Origin of the sequence: Ochrobactrum sp. RH2CCR150 (assembly GCA_014138095.1) — a bacterium.
In the GTDB taxonomy this organism is placed as follows: domain Bacteria; phylum Pseudomonadota; class Alphaproteobacteria; order Rhizobiales; family Rhizobiaceae; genus Brucella; species Brucella gambitense.
The window spans coordinates 86,371-103,075 of record JACGXE010000009.1; the positions used below are offsets into that span (position 1 = coordinate 86,371).

A 16,705-nucleotide genomic window follows, 5' to 3' on the forward strand; every position below is an offset into this window, starting at 1 on the left:
ACCTAGAACGCAAGTGCATTGTTGATGACGGTCTGGTTGATCTTAACCGGATACTGCTTCTGCAGCTCGCCAACCATCTGTTCCAGCACATCGTCGGAAAGGGCGGTTGCCAGATAGTTGCGCTGCTGTTCAGGAATCGCGTCCGGACCAGCACTTGCAGGCTCGGTCACTTCCGTCACCTTGAAGAGAATCTGTGCATCATCGGAAGGCGCTGCCGCCGTGCCGGTGAAACCGTCCGGACCACGGAAAATCTGCGCTGCCGCAGCCGAGCCGATATCGGCGTCGTTTGTCGAGCGGGTGACGCCACGCTTGGTCTGCTTTTCAAGGCCAAGCTCAGATGCAATCGCATCAAGCGTCGCACCGCCATCGAGACGCTTCTTCAGGTCTTCCAGACGCTGATTGAGGCGCTTGACAGCTTCCTCACCCTTCCAGGCGGCCACAACCTTGTCCTTGACTTCGTCGAGGGTGCGGTCGCGGGCAGGGGTCGTGCCGTCGATCTGGTACCAGAGATAGCCGACATTGCCCATGGTCAGTGCGTCATTGTCAAAGCCCTGTTCCGCCTGGAAAGCGGCGGCCAGAAGCGCCTGTCCGTTCGGCAATTCAACCGGGTTGCCAGATGGATCATTGCCTTCGGCATCGACTGCATCGACGGTGACGGTCTTGAGGCTGAGGCCCTTGGCGACATCGGCCATCGACGCACCATCGGAGCGCTGCTGCTCGTAGGAATCGTGGATGCCGCTGATGCTGCTTGCCGCGATGTTGTTGGCAAGGGTCGTACGGATTTCTGCTTCGACTTCCGAGAGCGGCTTGACATGTGCCGGGTCGATCTTGGTAACGCGCAGAATGACCGGGCCAAAACCACCCTTGACGACAGGGCTTACGCCGTTTTCGGCGAGCGCAAAGGCTGCGTCGGCGATGGTCTGGTCAGGAATAGCGCTTTTCTCGAAAGTGCCGAGCTTGAGATCGTCTTCGGTCTTGCCCTGTTCCTTGCCGATGTCGAGGAAGCTTGCGCCAGCGGCAATCTTTTCCTGCGCTGCATTGGCCGCGGCTTCATCCGCAAAGCTCAGTTGCTCGATGGTGCGCTGTTCGATCGTGCCGTAGCGCGCCTTGTTCTTCTCGTAATATTCGTTGATTTCTTCCTGCGTCACGGCTGCCGGATCGGCAATGTCGGCAGGCTCCAGCTTGACGTAGCTGATCTTGCGGTACTCAGGCGCCTTGTACTCATCCTTATGCGCATCGAAATAGGCCTTGAGGGCGTCATCCGACGGGGCAGGGATCGCGTCCGCTTTTTCCACAGGAATGGTGATGTAGTCGACGCTGCGGCTTTCGCCCTGATAAAGCGCCAGTGCCTTGAGCATGGCGTCAGGCATCTTGATGCCGTCGGTCGCTGCTTCGACCATCTGCTGGCGACGGGCAACCTTAGCGCGATTATCGAGATAATCCTGCGCGCGAATGCCGGACTGGCGCAAAACCGCATCAAACTGCGCGCGGTTGAAGTTGCCGCTGGCGTCCTGGAATGCCGGGTCTTCCGCCGTCAGACGGGCGATACCGTCCTTCGACAGGCCGAGCTGCATGTTGCGTGCGCCTTCGTCGAGCACAACGCCGGCTGCGAGCTGCGCCAGAACCTGATTTTCAACGCCGATGGATTTCGCCTGTTCACGCGTCAGCCGCTGGCGGAACTGCTGCGAAAGACGCATCACCTGCTGTTCATAAGCGAAGCGGTAGTCAGTTGCACTGACTTCGGAGTCGCCTGCTGTCAGCGCGGCGTTACCTGTCATGCCACCGCGGAAAACATCCGCAATACCCCAGACGCCGAAGCTCAGGACGAGCACACCAAGCAGAAGCTTGGAGATCCAGGAGCGAGAGGCAGAGCGCAGGCTGTCGAGCATGGGAAACCCTTCGATTATGAAATAAAGCTCGGCTTTGGTTGAGTTGAGCCAGTCATTGAATTGAACCGTTCAGGGGATAACCCCAAGCAAGCCCCATATGCAAGGTCTCATTGAGGCTCTGCAACCAAGAACATTTGCATTGCGACACGAATATGCTTAGTCAGTGGCAAAATTCGGCGCAGCCATGCGTTATTCGCTGGAAGCGCCTGCCGTTTAGAGCGTGTTTCGATCCGAATAGATCGGATCGACGCTCTGAATGTTCAGTTCGACGCATAATCTTATCGATCCTCGTTTCACTCCGGTCGGATTATGCTCATGAAAGGCGAGGAGAACGCAATGACTCCGGGTATCCGTCCGTTGGTCGCTGGCAACTGGAAGATGAATGGCACGGGAGAATCTCTCACCGAACTGCGCGCGATTGCAGCCGGTTTGAGCTCCGATTTCGGCAGAAAACTCGATGCGGTGATCTGCGTACCTGCCACTTTGTTGTCACGCGCTGCCGAAACACTCTCTGGCGAAACCACGGTCGGCCTCGGCGGACAGGACAGCCACTTCAAGGTTTCCGGCGCACATACCGGTGATATTTCGGCTGAAATGCTGAAGGAAGCAGGCGCAACCCATGTCATTATCGGCCACTCAGAACGCCGCACCGATCACAGCGAAACCAACAATGTTGTGAAGGCAAAGACCGAAGCCGCTTGGGCAGCCGGTCTTATAACGATCGTTTGCGTCGGCGAAACTGCTGATGAACGCAAGTCGGAACGCACACTGGAAGTCATCGGCTCGCAGCTTGCAAGTTCCCTGCCGGATGGTCTGACCGCCGAAAACACCATTATTGCTTATGAGCCTGTATGGGCGATCGGCACGGGCCTGACACCGACGGTGCAGGATGTCCGCGCCGCCCATGCCTTCATGCGCGAGCAACTGACCGAGCGTTTCGGCGCAAAGGGTGCACATCTGCGTCTTCTGTATGGCGGCTCGGTCAAGCCTTCCAACTCCACCGAACTGCTCGGGATCGCCGATGTCGACGGTGCGCTTGTTGGCGGTGCGAGCTTGAAGGCGACCGACTTCCTCGCCATATGCGAGACCTATCGCAACCTTTAAGCGGTGCCTTGCCCTGCCGTGCTTCTAACTTGGGCGGCGGGGCTTGGATTATCACGCAATAGCGTGTAAAGAGCCGCATCTATTCTATCGTGCAGTCTGGACATGGTCATGTGATGTGTCCTGGAACTGCTTTAGTTCAGGGACGTAAAGACCGTTACCCATGCAAACCGTACTCATTGTCATTCATTTGTTGATCGTGCTGGCGCTTGTCGGCGTTGTGCTTATCCAGCGCTCTGAAGGCGGCGGCCTTGGCATCGGCGGCGGTTCTGGCTTCATGACGGCGCGGGGTGCCGCCAATGCGCTCACCCGTACGACTGCCATTCTGGCAATCGGCTTTTTCGCGACGTCGCTGGTTCTCGGCATCATGGCGCGTTACGGCGAACGCCCGACCGACATTCTGAACCGTATTCCCGCTGCATCCGGCAGCCAGACTGCTCCGGCAGGCGGCAACGGCGCTGGCGGCGGCATTCTCAATCAGCTTGGTGGTGAGTCTTCGCGCACCGACACGAATGGGACTGCACCTGCTGCACCGGGCGCTGCTCCAGCTGCTCCGACGGGAACCACCGCACCGCAGGCACCGGCTACGCCGGAAGCTCCGGCCAACCCGGTTCCGAGCTCACAGTAAAAAGAGCTTTCTATTCAAGTGATTGTGAAGCCGGCCCACTGGGCCGGTTTTCTTTTTGTTAACCGTCAAATTGCAAAGTGTTGCAAGCAGGCAATAGGCTTTCACGAATCGCATTGCACAACCGTTGCAACGAATTGAGTCGGACCTGCGTTTACAGTATGGAAAGCGAAAGCTTGGCCGCAAAGCTGCGGTGGCTATTTTCCGCTTGTGCTTGGATTTTCGGGAACTGATCATGTTTTCACGTCGTATTCTTATGGCTGGCATTGCGAGCCTTTGCGTTGGAGTTTCCGCGCCGGCTTTTGCCGCTTCGCCGGTCGGTGCCGAGGCGCAGTTGAATGAAGCCGCTGCCGCTAACGTGCAGCAGGTTGCGCTTTCCAGCGACGCCAAGGCCAATCCGGACAAGCCGAAGAAGAAGAAAAAGAGCGCTTCCAACGGCAATGCCGGTGTAAAGGCCAACAAGTACAATATCGATCCCAAGTTCCGCGCGCAGGAAGTGGCCTTCACGGGCTACAAGCCGGGCACAATCGTGATCGACCCGAAGCAGCGCTTCCTCTATTATGTGGAAACTTCCACGACAGCGCGCCGCTATGGCATTGCAGTCGGCAAGCAGGGTCTGGAATTCAAGGGCTCCGCTACCGTCAACGCCAAGCGTGAATGGCCGCGCTGGATCCCGACCAAGGAAATGGTCGAGCGTGATCCGGGCCATTACGGTCGCTTCAAGAACGGCATGGATGGCGGCCCGGGCAATCCGCTGGGTTCGCGCGCCATGTATCTGTTCCAGGGTAACAAGGACACCTATATCCGTATTCACGGCACGGTTCAGCCATGGACTATCGGCAGCTCCGCTTCGAACGGCTGCTTCCGCATGATCAATGAAGACGTCATGGATCTTTATGAGCGCGTCGGTCTCGGCACCGAAGTCGTCGTTCTCTGATCCATATTGACGATCTGAAAAATGGCCGGGCTTTTGGGCCCGGCTTTTCTTTGGCCATTCTATCCATGGCTGCGTCTCAGTTGAGGCCTTATCTGTGGATTTCGGGCTTCGGCATGGAAATGTCGGGCAGGGGCCATTAAGACGTTACTACGTATTCGCTCCGGAGGTCGTGCTCCGGTCATGTTCAGCGTATGGCGTTCACATTCGTGGAATACGCTGAGGGTCTCGTGTCGCTCTCCAAACGTTCCGTTTTGGGGTGACATGTCTGTGTTCAACAACGATTACCGCATCGCTTCGGTGAAAAATCACTTTGAGGCGCATTTTTTTGTGGCGGAATCAATTAAGAAAGTCTAACGAGATAAGCCCATGGCGCGATATGTTTTCATCACTGGCGGCGTGGTTTCTTCCCTTGGAAAAGGCATAGCTGCTGCAGCACTGGCTGCACTCCTTCAGGCACGCGGTTACCGCGTGCGTATCCGTAAACTCGACCCTTATTTGAACGTCGATCCCGGCACGATGTCGCCTTACCAGCATGGTGAGGTGTTCGTCACTGACGATGGTGCCGAAACCGACCTCGATCTCGGTCATTACGAGCGGTTCACCGGTCGTCCTGCCAACAAGCAGGACAATATCACCACCGGTCGCATCTACCGTAACATCATCGAAAAAGAACGCCGCGGCGACTATCTCGGCGCGACGGTTCAGGTCATTCCGCACGTTACCGACGAGATCAAGAACTTTGTTCTTGAAGGCAACGAGGATTATGATTTCGTTCTGTGCGAAATCGGCGGCACTGTTGGCGATATCGAAGCCATGCCGTTCCTCGAAGCGATCCGTCAGCTAGGCAATGAATTGCCGCGCGGAGCAGCGGTTTACATCCATCTCACGCTGATGCCGTATATTCCGGCGGCGGGCGAACTCAAGACCAAGCCGACGCAGCATTCGGTCAAGGAACTGCGGTCCATCGGTATTGCTCCGGATATTCTTCTGGTGCGTGCGGATCGTGAAATTCCGGAATCCGAACGTCGCAAGCTGTCGCTGTTCTGTAATGTGCGTGAAAGCGCCGTTATCCAGGCGCTCGACGTGGCAACGATCTATGATGTGCCGATTGCTTACCACAAGGAAGGTCTCGATTCGGAAGTCCTTTCGGCATTCGGTATCGACCCGGCTCCAAAGCCGCGTATGGATCGCTGGGAAGAAGTTTCCCATCGCCTGCACAATCCGGAAGGCGAAGTCACCATCGCTATCGTCGGCAAGTATACGGGTCTGAAGGACGCGTATAAGTCGCTGATCGAAGCACTTTATCACGGTGGCCTCGCCAATAAGGTGAAGGTCAATCTCGACTGGATCGAAGCCGAAGTCTTTGAAAGTGAAGATCCGGCTCCGCATCTTGAAAAGGTACACGGCATTCTGGTGCCGGGTGGCTTTGGCGAGCGTGGCGCAGAGGGCAAGATTCTCGCGGCGAAGTTTGCTCGTGAGCGGAAGGTTCCGTATTTCGGCATTTGCTTCGGCATGCAGATGGCCTGCATCGAGGCAGCGCGTAATCTGGTTGGCATCGAAAACGCGTCTTCGACCGAATTCGGCCCGACCAAGGAGCCGGTTGTCGGTCTGATGACCGAATGGCTCAAGGGCAACATGCTCGAGAAGCGCGCAGCAGCGGGCGATCTTGGTGGCACGATGCGTCTTGGCGCGTATGAGGCGGCTCTTGCTCCGGGTTCCAAGATTGCGGAAATCTACGGTTCGACTGATATTTTCGAGCGTCATCGTCACCGCTACGAAGTCAATGTCGACTATAAGGCGCGTCTCGAAGAGGCTGGCCTGAATTTCGCAGGCATGTCGCCGGATGGCGTGCTGCCTGAAACCGTCGAATATCCGGACCATCCATGGTTCATCGGCGTTCAGTACCATCCGGAACTGAAGTCCCGTCCGTTCGAACCGCATCCGCTCTTCGCTTCGTTCATCGAAGCGGCGATTGAACAAAGCCGTCTGGTTTGATGCATGAATAGTGATCTCGCGCGCAACGCTCGTTCGGTTGACCATCTGGTTCTGCCGGTTGAACAATTGGACGAAGCGCGCGCGAGACTTTCCCTTTTGGGATTTACCGTGGCCCCGAATGCCCAGCATCCATTCGGTACCGCCAATGTGTGCAGCTTTTTTGCTGACGACACCTATCTGGAAATGCTGGCCGTCGACCGCGAGCCGCTTTATGTGGCCGCCGCCCGTCGCTCGAATAGTTTCATTCTCCGCGATCAGGCCTACCGCTTCCGTAGCGGACAGGACGGCTTTTCAGGAATAGCCTTCAAGACCGATGATGCACGTGCCGACCATGCCGAGTTCAAACGGCGTGGCGTTTCCGGTGGCCGTATGGTCGAGTTTTCCCGCGCGTTTCTCAGCCGCGAAGGCAAGCGCGAGATCGCGAGTTTCCGTCTGGCTTTTGCTGCGGATTTGCGCGCTCCCGATGCATTTTTCTTCTGCTGCCAGCGGTTGGCCTATCCGAAAACGGATCGGTCGCATCTGATTGCGCATGAGAATGGCGTCACCGGCCTGCGCAAAATCCTGATCTGCGAGGAAAATCCGGCAGAATTTTCGGAATTGCTGCAAGGTGTGTTTCATGCGCCTGCGCGCAAGCATGACGGTGGTTCTCTGGAAATCACTGCCGGTAATGCCGATATAGAGATTGTTCCCTCCAAACAGTTTGAACAGAGCTTTGGATGGTTGCCAGAACTTCATGGCCGCGGCTTGCGGCTTGCAGGACTGGTATTCACGGTTGCTTCGCTTGTCTCAGCTGAGCAGCTTCTTGACCGCAATGGTGTCACGTTTCTGAAAAGAGATGGCCGTATCATCGTTTCTCCGGCTAAAGGCCAGGGTACGTTGTTCGTATTTGAAGGTGTTGAGTAAATGACGACCGCCAATTCCTCTGTCAAAGTCGGTAATGTTACCTTCTCCAACAGCGCGCGTTTCGCACTGATCGCTGGCCCATGCCAGATGGAAACGCGGGAGCATGCCTTCGACATGGCAGGCCGCCTGAAGGAAATCACCGACAAGCTGGGTATCGGTCTCGTCTACAAGTCCAGCTTCGACAAGGCCAACCGCACCTCGCTGAAAGCAGAGCGCGGTATCGGTCTCGAAAAGGCGCTGGAAGTCTTTACCGATCTGAAGAAGGAATTCGGCTTTCCGGTTTTGACCGATATTCACACCGAAGAACAATGCGCTGCCGTCGCACCGGTTGTTGATGTGCTCCAGATCCCAGCCTTCCTTTGCCGCCAGACCGATCTGCTGATCGCTGCCGCGAAGACTGGCCGCGTGGTCAATGTCAAGAAGGGCCAGTTTCTGGCGCCCTGGGACATGAAGAATGTTCTGGCCAAGATCACTGAAAGCGGCAATCCAAATGTGCTCGCAACCGAGCGTGGCGCGTCTTTCGGCTATAATACGCTGGTTTCCGACATGCGTTCGCTGCCGATCATGGCTGGCCTTGGCGCGCCTGTGGTGTTTGATGCGACCCATTCGGTGCAGCAGCCGGGCGGGCAGGGCGGTTCGTCAGGCGGACAGCGCGAATTCGTTGAAACACTGGCCCGCGCAGCAGTGGCTGTCGGCGTGGCCGGTCTCTTCATCGAAACCCATCAGGACCCCGACAATGCACCGTCGGACGGCCCCAACATGGTGCCGATCGACAAGATGCCGGCATTGCTGGAAAAGCTTGTGGCGTTCGACCGGATTGCCAAGGGTCATTAAAATACCTGGCGAATTGTGAAAGGCGGGGGATTTTCCTCCGCCTTTTGTTTCGCTAAGGATGTGCCCACATCGGATTTGTTCAGCAGCTTCGCGGATAAGCGGAGCGATCTATAGGGAAGGACTGGCTCCTATGACTGCAATTATCGACATCGTCGGCCGCGAAATTCTTGACAGCCGCGGCAACCCGACCGTCGAAGTGGACGTAGTGCTTGAAGATGGCTCTTTTGGCCGTGCCGCTGTTCCATCCGGCGCATCGACCGGCGCCCATGAGGCCGTAGAGCTGCGCGATGGCGGCAGCCGCTATCTTGGCAAGGGCGTAGAAAAGGCTGTTGAAGCCGTGAATGGCAAGATATTCGACGCTATTGCAGGCCTCGACGCTGAAAGCCAGCTGCTCATCGACCAGACGCTGATTGACCTCGACGGCACTGCCAACAAGGGTAATCTTGGCGCCAACGCCATTCTCGGCGTGTCGCTGGCTGTTGCGAAGGCTGCCGCTCAGGCAACCGGCCTGCCGCTTTATCGCTATGTTGGCGGTGCGAATGCGCATGTTCTGCCAGTGCCGATGATGAACATCATCAATGGCGGCGCACATGCCGACAATCCAATCGACTTTCAGGAATTCATGATTCTGCCGGTTGGCGCATCGTCGATCCGTGAAGCCGTGCGTTATGGCTCGGAAGTCTTCCACACGCTGAAGAAGCGCCTTAAGGACGCTGGCCACAACACCAATGTCGGCGATGAAGGCGGCTTTGCTCCGAATCTCAAGAGCGCCCAGGCTGCACTCGATTTCGTTATGGAATCGATTGAGAAGGCCGGTTTCAAGCCGGGTGAAGACATTGCCATCGGCCTCGATTGTGCATCGACCGAATTCTTCAAGGACGGCAATTACGTCTATGAAGGCGAACGCAAGACCCGCGATCCGAAGGCGCAGGCCAAGTATCTGGCCAAGCTCGTTGCCGATTATCCGATCGTGAGCATTGAAGACGGCATGGCTGAAGACGACTGGGAAGGCTGGAAGTACCTGACCGACCTCGTTGGCAATAAGTGCCAGCTGGTTGGCGACGATCTGTTCGTCACCAACTCGGCCCGTCTGCGCGACGGTATCCGCATGGGCGTTGCCAATTCGATCCTCGTGAAGGTCAACCAGATCGGCTCGCTGTCGGAAACGCTCGATGCCGTCGAAACCGCACATAAGGCTGGCTACACTGCCGTCATGTCGCACCGTTCGGGCGAAACCGAAGATTCGACCATTGCCGATCTCGCAGTTGCCACGAATTGCGGCCAGATCAAGACCGGCTCGCTGGCCCGTTCGGACCGTACGGCAAAGTACAACCAGCTTATCCGCATTGAAGAAGAACTCGGCAAGCAGGCTCGTTATGCAGGCCGCAGCGCGCTGAAGTTCCTTTAATCGAACGCAAGCTTTTGATGAAAGGCGGGCCCTGTGCCCGCCTTTTTTCGTTGCCCTTGAGGCCGTATCGACATGTCATCCAGTCCCGGTTTTGACTCTGCCCAATTATATTGATATCAATGTTATTGTCTTTGCCATGCGCTGGCCCTGAATGGGGAGCAATATGGCGAACATGGAGCGGCTCAATCCCGTATTGACCCGAGCCGTAGGGGGGAAATCAAAGGGAGAGAGAAAATGGCTTATATTGAAGGTTTCGTCGTTGCCGTTCCGAAGGCGAATAAGGAAATCTATCGCAAACATGCGGCGACTGCTGCCGAACTGTTCAAAGAGTTTGGTGTCACGCGTATGGTCGAGGCGTGGGGTGACGATGTCCCCGATGGCAAGGTGACCGACTTCCGCCGCGCCGTGCAGGCGACGGACGACGAGGAGGTGGTTTTCTCCTGGTTCGAATATCCCGACAAGGCCACGCGGGATGCTGCCAATCAGAAGATGATGAGCGATCCGCGTATGGCTGCGATGGGCAGCGAGATGCCCTTTGACGGCAAGCGGATGATCATGGGTGGGTTCTCAACGATTCTCGACGTGTGATCGTTTGAACGTCCGACAACGAACAAATCGGCAATCAGGGATTGATCATGATTGCCGATTTCTCTTTTTAAGGGTGAAATTCTAGAAATACACCGCCTTGTGAACACCCAATCAGTTTCACAAAAATAGGGTTAATCTTTCCCTGACATATGGCTGCGGTAAAGCTCTGTTAAGCAAAATAATGCTTCATGGTGGAATTCGGATTGGCGGTTACAGCTTGAGATTCGCTACCGTCAAAAACATCCGGGAAGGAAGCCGCAATGTGGACCAAGCAGAAACGTAAATCGATCCGTGGGCGCTTTATTCTGCCCATCCTGACGGCTGCGTATCTCAGCTATTTCGGCTTCCACGCCTATCATGGCGAATTTGGCCTGTACTCCCGCATCCAGCTCGAAGAGCAAAAAGCATCCCTCACCAAGCAACTGGAAAAAATCAGCGGTGAACGCGCCGCACTCGAAAAGCGCGTCGGGCTTCTGCGTGACGGATCCATTGAAAAGGATATGCTTGACGAGCAGGCGCGCAGGGCGCTTAATCTCTCCCATCCCGATGAAGTGACAATTATTACCTCTCGGGAAGACAGATCGAATTAACTGAATTCCGGTTAATTGTCTTTTTGTGATATGTTTTTAAGGGCTTGGTAGCATAGCAGCTATGCTCTGGGTGCATATTGTATCTTGTAATATGCCCGTATAACGTCACAATATAACGACAATCTTAGGGAGCGAGATATGGCACCGAGGGCTAAAAGGGCGCCTGCTGGCAAAACGCAGACGTCTTCCGTCACTACCCCCAAGGCACCTGCGCCTGTAAATTTCACCAAGGAGCAGGAGCTGCACGCCTATCGCGAGATGCTGATGATCCGGCGTTTCGAAGAAAAAGCCGGTCAGCTTTATGGCATGGGCTTCATTGGTGGCTTCTGCCATCTCTATATCGGACAGGAAGCTGTCGTCGTTGGTATGCAGACCGCGCTGAAGGAAGGTGATCAGATCATCACGTCCTATCGCGATCATGGTCACATGCTGGCAACAGGCATGGAAGCGCGCGGCGTTATGGCCGAGCTGACCGGACGCCGTGGAGGCTACTCCAAGGGCAAGGGCGGCTCCATGCACATGTTCTCCAAGGAAAAGGGCTTTTACGGCGGTCACGGTATCGTCGGCGCTCAGGTTCCACTTGGTACCGGTCTTGCCTTTGCGAACAAGTATCGCGGCAATGACAACATCTCCGTCACCTATTTCGGCGATGGCGCTGCCAATCAGGGCCAGGTCTATGAAGCCTTCAACATGGCATCGCTGTGGAAGCTTCCGGTGATCTACGTCATCGAAAACAACCGTTACGCCATGGGCACCTCGGTTTCGCGTTCTTCCGCTGAAACGGATTTCTCCAAGCGCGGCGTTTCGTTCAACGTTCCGGGCATCAAGGTCGACGGCATGGATGTTCGCGCCGTTGCTGCGGCTGCCGCACTTGCTGCCGAATGGACGCGTTCCGGCAAGGGTCCGCTGATTCTCGAAATGGAAACCTATCGCTATCGCGGTCACTCCATGTCCGATCCTGCGAAGTATCGCTCGAAGGACGAAGTGCAGAAGATGCGTTCGGAGCATGATCCAATCGAGCAGGTCAAACAGCGCCTGATTGAAAAGAACTGGGCCACCGAAGAAGAGCTGAAGGAAATCGACAAGGAAGTCCGCGACATCGTCGCTGATTCGGCCGATTTCGCTCAAAACGATCCGGAGCCGGATGTTTCCGAGCTCTACACGGATATTCTGCTCTAATTCGGGAAAGGTGTTGTCATGCCCGTAGAAATTCTCATGCCCGCCCTTTCTCCGACCATGGAAGAAGGCACGCTTTCCAAGTGGGTGAAAAAGGAAGGCGACAAGGTTACGTCCGGTGACGTGATTGCCGAGATCGAGACCGACAAGGCGACGATGGAAGTCGAAGCCGTTGATGAAGGCGTCATCGGCAAGATCCTGATCGCAGAAGGCACCGAAGGCGTGAAGGTCAATACGCCGATTGCTGTGCTACTCGGCGACGGTGAAAGCGCTTCCGATATCGGTTCGGCTCCGGCTGCCAAGGCTGAAGCGCCGAAAGAAGAAGTCAAGGAAGCTCCGAAGGCTGAAGACAAGCCAGCTGCCAGCGTTCCTGCTGCGCCGAAGGTTGAAGTCGCGTCCGATCCGGATATTCCGGCTGGCACGGAAATGGTTTCGATGACCGTGCGTGAAGCACTGCGCGACGCCATGGCCGAAGAAATGCGCCGTGACGAAAACGTCTTCATCATGGGTGAAGAAGTTGCCGAATATCAGGGCGCTTACAAGATCACCCAGGGTCTTCTCGACGAATTCGGCCCGCGCCGTGTTGTCGATACGCCGATTACCGAGCATGGCTTTGCCGGTGTGGGCGTCGGCGCTGCTATGGCTGGCCTCAAGCCAATCGTTGAATTCATGACCTTCAACTTCGCCATGCAGGCGATTGACCAGATCGTGAATTCGGCTGCCAAGACGCTTTACATGTCGGGCGGCCAGATGGGCGCTCCGATGGTGTTCCGCGGTCCTTCGGGCGCTGCTGCACGCGTCGCTGCGCAGCATTCGCAGTGCTATGCCGCATGGTACAGCCAGATTCCGGGCCTCAAGGTCGTCATGCCTTACTCGGCTGCCGATGCGAAGGGGCTTCTCAAGGCTGCAATCCGCGATCCGAACCCGGTCATCTTCCTCGAAAACGAAATCCTCTACGGTCATCATTTCGAAGTGCCGAAGCTGGATGATTTCGTTCTGCCGATTGGCAAGGCCCGCATTCACAAGCAGGGCAAGGACGCGACCATCGTTTCGTTCGGCATCGGCATGACCTATGCGGTCAAGGCTGCTGAAGAGCTTGCTGCACAGGGCATCGATGTTGAAGTCATCGATCTGCGCACCATTCGTCCAATGGATATTCCGACGGTTGTGGAATCGGTCAAGAAGACCGGTCGCCTCGTCACCGTTGAAGAAGGCTATCCGCAGTCGTCCGTTGGTACCGAAATCGCCACCCGCGTGATGCAGCAGGCCTTCGATTATCTCGATGCGCCGATCCTGACCATTGCGGGCAAGGACGTTCCGATGCCTTACGCCGCAAATCTCGAAAAGCTGGCGCTGCCGAATGTGGCCGAAGTCGTGGAAGCGGTGAAAGCCGTGACCTACTCCGCTTAACGAAAGGGTCTGGACATGCCGATCAATATCACCATGCCAGCGCTTTCTCCCACGATGGAAGAAGGCAACCTGTCGAAATGGCTGGTTAAGGAAGGCGACAAGGTTACGTCCGGCGATGTGATTGCCGAGATCGAAACCGACAAGGCCACGATGGAAGTCGAGGCTGTTGACGAAGGCACCGTTGCAAAGCTGGTTGTTCCGGCTGGCACCGAAGGCGTCAAGGTCAACGCGCTGATCGCTATTCTGGCCGCTGATGGCGAAGACGTCGCGGAAGCAGCAAAGGGCGGCGGCGTTGCCGCACCCAAGGCGGAAGCAAAAGCCGAGGCTCCGAAGGAAGAGCCAAAGGCCGAGGCCAAGAAGGACGCTGCACCTGCTGCAGCGCCTGCTCCGGCAGCCGCTGCGCCCGCACAGGCACCTGCGAAGGGCGAACGCGTTTTCGCTTCGCCGCTGGCCCGCCGTATCGCCAAGGACGCCGGCGTCGATATCGCTGCCGTGAAGGGTACCGGTCCTCATGGACGTGTCGTTCAGCGCGATGTGGAATCCGCTATTCAGTCGGGCGGTGCTAAAGCAGCTGCTGCTGCGCCGCAGGCTGCTGCCAGCGCTCCCGCTGCCAAGCCGATGTCGGACGATGCCGTTCTCAAGCTGTTCGAGGAAGGTTCTTACGAAATCGTGCCGCATGACGGCATGCGCAAGACCATTGCTCGCCGTCTGGTGGAATCGAAGCAGACCGTTCCGCATTTCTACCTGACGATCGATTGCGAACTCGATGCGCTTCTGGCGCTTCGCGCGCAGATCAATGCGGCTTCGCCGCTGGTCAAGACCGAGAAGGGCGAGGTTCCGGCCTACAAGCTCTCTGTCAACGACATGATCATCAAGGCGACAGCTCTGGCGCTTCGCGATATTCCGGAAGCCAATGTTTCCTGGACCGAAGGCGGCATGATCAAGCACAAGCGTTCGGATGTCGGCGTTGCCGTCTCCATTTCGGGCGGCCTGATTACGCCAATCGTCCGCCATGCGGAAAACAAGACGCTTTCCGCCATCTCCAACGAGATGAAAGATCTGGCCAAACGCGCGCGTGATCGCAAGCTGAAGCCAGAGGAATATCAGGGTGGTTCGACCTCGGTTTCCAACCTCGGCATGTTCGGCGTCAAGGATTTTGCCGCCATCATCAACCCGCCGCATGCGACCATTTTCGCAATCGGCGCAGGTGAAGAACGCGTCGTGGTGAAGAAGGGCGAGATGAAAGTGGCGACAGTCATGTCGGTCACGCTTTCCACCGATCACCGCGCAGTCGATGGCGCTCTTGCCGCCGAACTGGCGCAGGCCTTCAAGCGCCACATCGAAAATCCGATGGGCATGCTGGTCTGATGGAATTGAAGCCGCGCCTGTCTTTGCAGAAGATACGAAGACAGGCGCGGCCTTTCCGCTTTCAGGAATAAGGGCAAGAACTATGGCCGACATTTACGACGTTATTGTTATTGGATCGGGACCGGGCGGTTACGTAACCGCGATCCGTGCTGCACAGCTGGGCCTCAAGACGGCAATCGTCGAGCGCGAGCATCTGGGCGGCATCTGCCTCAACTGGGGCTGCATTCCGACCAAGGCGCTGCTGCGTTCGGCGGAAATCCTGCATTTCGGTGAACATGCCAAGGACTACGGTCTGAAGCTGGAAGGCACCATCACGCCGGACGTGAAAGCTGTAGTGCAGCGTTCGCGCGGCGTTTCGGCGCGTCTCAACGGCGGCGTCGCCTTCCTTATGAAGAAGAACAAGATCGACGTGATCTGGGGCGAAGCCAAGCTTGTTAAGGGCGCTTCTGGCTCCAATCCCGCCGAAATCACCGTCGGCAAGACGTCGAAGCAGCCAATGCTGCCGCAGAATCCGGTGCCGAAGGGCGTGCTGGGCGAGGGCAGCTACAAGGCCAAACACATTATCGTCGCGACCGGTGCGCGTCCGCGTGCGCTGCCGGGTATCGAGCCAGACGGCAAGCTGATCTGGACCTATTTCGAAGCCATGGTGCCGCAAGACCTTCCAAAGTCGATGCTGGTCATGGGTTCGGGCGCAATCGGCATCGAATTTGCATCGTTCTATCACGACATGGGCGTCGATGTGACGGTTGTGGAAGTGATGCCGCAGATCATGCCGGTGGAAGATGCAGAAATCTCCGCCATCGCCCGCAAGCAGCTTGAAAAGCGCGGCCTCAAGATCATCACCGACGCCAAGGTTGCGAAAGTGGAGAAGGGCGGCAACAACGTCACGGCTTCTATCGAAACCAAGGACGGCAAGGTGCAAAAGCTGACTGTCGACCGGATGATTTCAGCTGTCGGCGTTCAGGGCAATATTGAGAATCTCGGCCTTGAAGCGCTCGGCGTGAAGACGGATCGCGGCTGCATCGTCATCGACGGTTATGGCAAGACCAATGTCGAAGGCATCTACGCTATTGGCGACGTCGCCGGTCCGCCAATGCTGGCCCACAAAGCCGAGCATGAAGGCACGATCTGCGTTGAAAAGATCGCAGGCCTCCCGAATGTACATTCGCTCGACAAGGGCAAGATTCCGGGCTGCACCTATTGCAATCCGCAGGTTGCTTCGGTTGGCCTGACGGAAGCCAAGGCCAAGGAACAGGGTTTCGACATTCGTGTCGGTCGTTATTCCTTCACGGCCAACGGCAAGGCGATTGCTCTCGGTGAGGATCAGGGTCTGGTCAAGACGATCTTCGACAAGAAGACCGGCCAGCTTCTGGGTGCGCATATGGTTGGCGCGGAAGTCACCGAGCTTATCCAGGGCTTCGTGATTGCCATGAACCTTGAGACTACCGAAGAAGAGCTGATGCATTCGGTCTTCCCTCATCCGACCCTTTCGGAGATGATGAAGGAAAGCGTACTCGACGCTTATGGACGTGTGCTGAACGCATAATCCCGAAAAGTTGCAGACTTTTCGAATAAGGTTATGCGGGGAATACCCTTAAAGCAAATAGGAGACGCCTATTCCGCTGATCGAAAATGGAGGGCCATGGCGGCGTGCCGCCTGGCCGATCATAAAATGGTGTACCGTTATCGGTCTGGCGCTGGGATTTGTAGCCGGCGTCTTGAGTCTTCTCGGCGGTAACACCATATCGGTCAACGGATTGGCTCTCGCTGGCTGGTACGGTGTCTGGACGCTCACTTTGGCGCTTGGCGTCGGCGGCTTGGTCTTTGGCCTGATCTGGGCTCTGGTTTTCAGGGCTCTTGGCATGGCCGCGCGGCGATGAG

15 protein-coding genes are annotated in these 16,705 nt (G+C 56.7%); 14 read left to right on the plus strand and 1 reads right to left on the minus strand.

The features are described from left to right. Positions 1-2: 2 nt before the first annotated feature. The gene (locus tag FHW03_RS17955; protein ID WP_182521851.1) at positions 3-1,889 is read right to left on the minus strand and encodes a peptidyl-prolyl cis-trans isomerase; all 1,887 of its coding nucleotides are present in this window, start codon (positions 1,887-1,889) and stop codon (positions 3-5) included. A gap of 336 nt (positions 1,890-2,225) precedes the next feature. On the opposite strand from FHW03_RS17955, the gene tpiA reads away from it, so the two are divergent. From tpiA to FHW03_RS18025, 14 genes are all read left to right on the plus strand, one after another. Further along, positions 2,226-2,993, plus strand: a complete 768-nt coding sequence (gene tpiA / locus FHW03_RS17960) for a triose-phosphate isomerase (protein ID WP_182521852.1) — start codon at positions 2,226-2,228, stop codon at positions 2,991-2,993. Positions 2,994-3,153: 160 nt separating this feature from the next. Beyond that, complete coding sequence (secG, locus tag FHW03_RS17965; protein ID WP_182521853.1) at positions 3,154-3,618, plus strand: preprotein translocase subunit SecG; 465 nt, start codon at positions 3,154-3,156, stop codon at positions 3,616-3,618. Positions 3,619-3,850: 232 nt separating this feature from the next. After that, on the plus strand, positions 3,851-4,552 hold the full coding sequence (locus FHW03_RS17970; RefSeq protein ID WP_182521854.1) for a L,D-transpeptidase: 702 nt from the start codon (positions 3,851-3,853) through the stop codon (positions 4,550-4,552). Between the two features lie 366 nt (positions 4,553-4,918). Beyond that, positions 4,919-6,547 (plus strand): CTP synthase, encoded by a 1,629-nt coding sequence (locus FHW03_RS17975; protein WP_078340397.1) that lies wholly within the window; start codon positions 4,919-4,921, stop codon positions 6,545-6,547. Positions 6,548-6,550: 3 nt separating this feature from the next. Continuing rightward, positions 6,551-7,450, plus strand: coding sequence for a VOC family protein (locus tag FHW03_RS17980; RefSeq protein ID WP_182521855.1), 900 nt, complete (start codon positions 6,551-6,553; stop codon positions 7,448-7,450). After that, positions 7,451-8,284, plus strand: coding sequence for a 3-deoxy-8-phosphooctulonate synthase (gene kdsA, locus FHW03_RS17985; protein ID WP_182521856.1), 834 nt, complete (start codon positions 7,451-7,453; stop codon positions 8,282-8,284). A 130-nt stretch (positions 8,285-8,414) separates the two neighbouring features. After that, positions 8,415-9,692, plus strand: a complete 1,278-nt coding sequence (gene eno, locus FHW03_RS17990) for a phosphopyruvate hydratase (protein WP_182521857.1) — start codon at positions 8,415-8,417, stop codon at positions 9,690-9,692. Between the two features lie 234 nt (positions 9,693-9,926). Continuing rightward, positions 9,927-10,280, plus strand: a complete 354-nt coding sequence (locus tag FHW03_RS17995) for a DUF1428 domain-containing protein (protein WP_078340401.1) — start codon at positions 9,927-9,929, stop codon at positions 10,278-10,280. 260 nt (positions 10,281-10,540) lie between these two features. Further along, positions 10,541-10,870 carry a septum formation initiator family protein gene (locus FHW03_RS18000; protein WP_182521858.1) on the plus strand — a complete coding sequence of 110 codons (330 nt, stop codon included), beginning with the start codon at positions 10,541-10,543 and terminating at the stop codon, positions 10,868-10,870. A gap of 138 nt (positions 10,871-11,008) precedes the next feature. Continuing rightward, the gene (gene pdhA / locus FHW03_RS18005; RefSeq protein WP_078340403.1) at positions 11,009-12,049 is read left to right on the plus strand and encodes a pyruvate dehydrogenase (acetyl-transferring) E1 component subunit alpha; all 1,041 of its coding nucleotides are present in this window, start codon (positions 11,009-11,011) and stop codon (positions 12,047-12,049) included. A gap of 18 nt (positions 12,050-12,067) precedes the next feature. Then, positions 12,068-13,456, plus strand: coding sequence for a pyruvate dehydrogenase complex E1 component subunit beta (locus tag FHW03_RS18010; RefSeq protein ID WP_182521859.1), 1,389 nt, complete (start codon positions 12,068-12,070; stop codon positions 13,454-13,456). Between the two features lie 33 nt (positions 13,457-13,489). Next, the gene (locus tag FHW03_RS18015; RefSeq protein ID WP_377515156.1) at positions 13,490-14,824 is read left to right on the plus strand and encodes a pyruvate dehydrogenase complex dihydrolipoamide acetyltransferase; all 1,335 of its coding nucleotides are present in this window, start codon (positions 13,490-13,492) and stop codon (positions 14,822-14,824) included. 82 nt (positions 14,825-14,906) lie between these two features. Beyond that, the gene (lpdA, locus tag FHW03_RS18020) at positions 14,907-16,370 is read left to right on the plus strand and encodes a dihydrolipoyl dehydrogenase (RefSeq protein ID WP_182521861.1); all 1,464 of its coding nucleotides are present in this window, start codon (positions 14,907-14,909) and stop codon (positions 16,368-16,370) included. A 172-nt stretch (positions 16,371-16,542) separates the two neighbouring features. Next, positions 16,543-16,704 (plus strand): hypothetical protein, encoded by a 162-nt coding sequence (locus FHW03_RS18025; RefSeq protein WP_176168365.1) that lies wholly within the window; start codon positions 16,543-16,545, stop codon positions 16,702-16,704. The last annotated feature ends 1 nt before the right edge of the window (position 16,705 follow it).

Coding starts and splice junctions, on each gene's coding strand:
- FHW03_RS17955 (WP_182521851.1), bottom strand. CDS start 1,889: ATGCTCGACAGCCTGCGCTCTGCCTCTCGCTCCTGGATCTCCAAGCTT.
- tpiA (WP_182521852.1), top strand. CDS start 2,226: ATGACTCCGGGTATCCGTCCGTTGGTCGCTGGCAACTGGAAGATGAAT.
- secG (WP_182521853.1), top strand. CDS start 3,154: ATGCAAACCGTACTCATTGTCATTCATTTGTTGATCGTGCTGGCGCTT.
- FHW03_RS17970 (WP_182521854.1), top strand. CDS start 3,851: ATGTTTTCACGTCGTATTCTTATGGCTGGCATTGCGAGCCTTTGCGTT.
- FHW03_RS17975 (WP_078340397.1), top strand. CDS start 4,919: ATGGCGCGATATGTTTTCATCACTGGCGGCGTGGTTTCTTCCCTTGGA.
- FHW03_RS17980 (WP_182521855.1), top strand. CDS start 6,551: ATGAATAGTGATCTCGCGCGCAACGCTCGTTCGGTTGACCATCTGGTT.
- kdsA (WP_182521856.1), top strand. CDS start 7,451: ATGACGACCGCCAATTCCTCTGTCAAAGTCGGTAATGTTACCTTCTCC.
- eno (WP_182521857.1), top strand. CDS start 8,415: ATGACTGCAATTATCGACATCGTCGGCCGCGAAATTCTTGACAGCCGC.
- FHW03_RS17995 (WP_078340401.1), top strand. CDS start 9,927: ATGGCTTATATTGAAGGTTTCGTCGTTGCCGTTCCGAAGGCGAATAAG.
- FHW03_RS18000 (WP_182521858.1), top strand. CDS start 10,541: ATGTGGACCAAGCAGAAACGTAAATCGATCCGTGGGCGCTTTATTCTG.
- pdhA (WP_078340403.1), top strand. CDS start 11,009: ATGGCACCGAGGGCTAAAAGGGCGCCTGCTGGCAAAACGCAGACGTCT.
- FHW03_RS18010 (WP_182521859.1), top strand. CDS start 12,068: ATGCCCGTAGAAATTCTCATGCCCGCCCTTTCTCCGACCATGGAAGAA.
- FHW03_RS18015 (WP_377515156.1), top strand. CDS start 13,490: ATGCCAGCGCTTTCTCCCACGATGGAAGAAGGCAACCTGTCGAAATGG.
- lpdA (WP_182521861.1), top strand. CDS start 14,907: ATGGCCGACATTTACGACGTTATTGTTATTGGATCGGGACCGGGCGGT.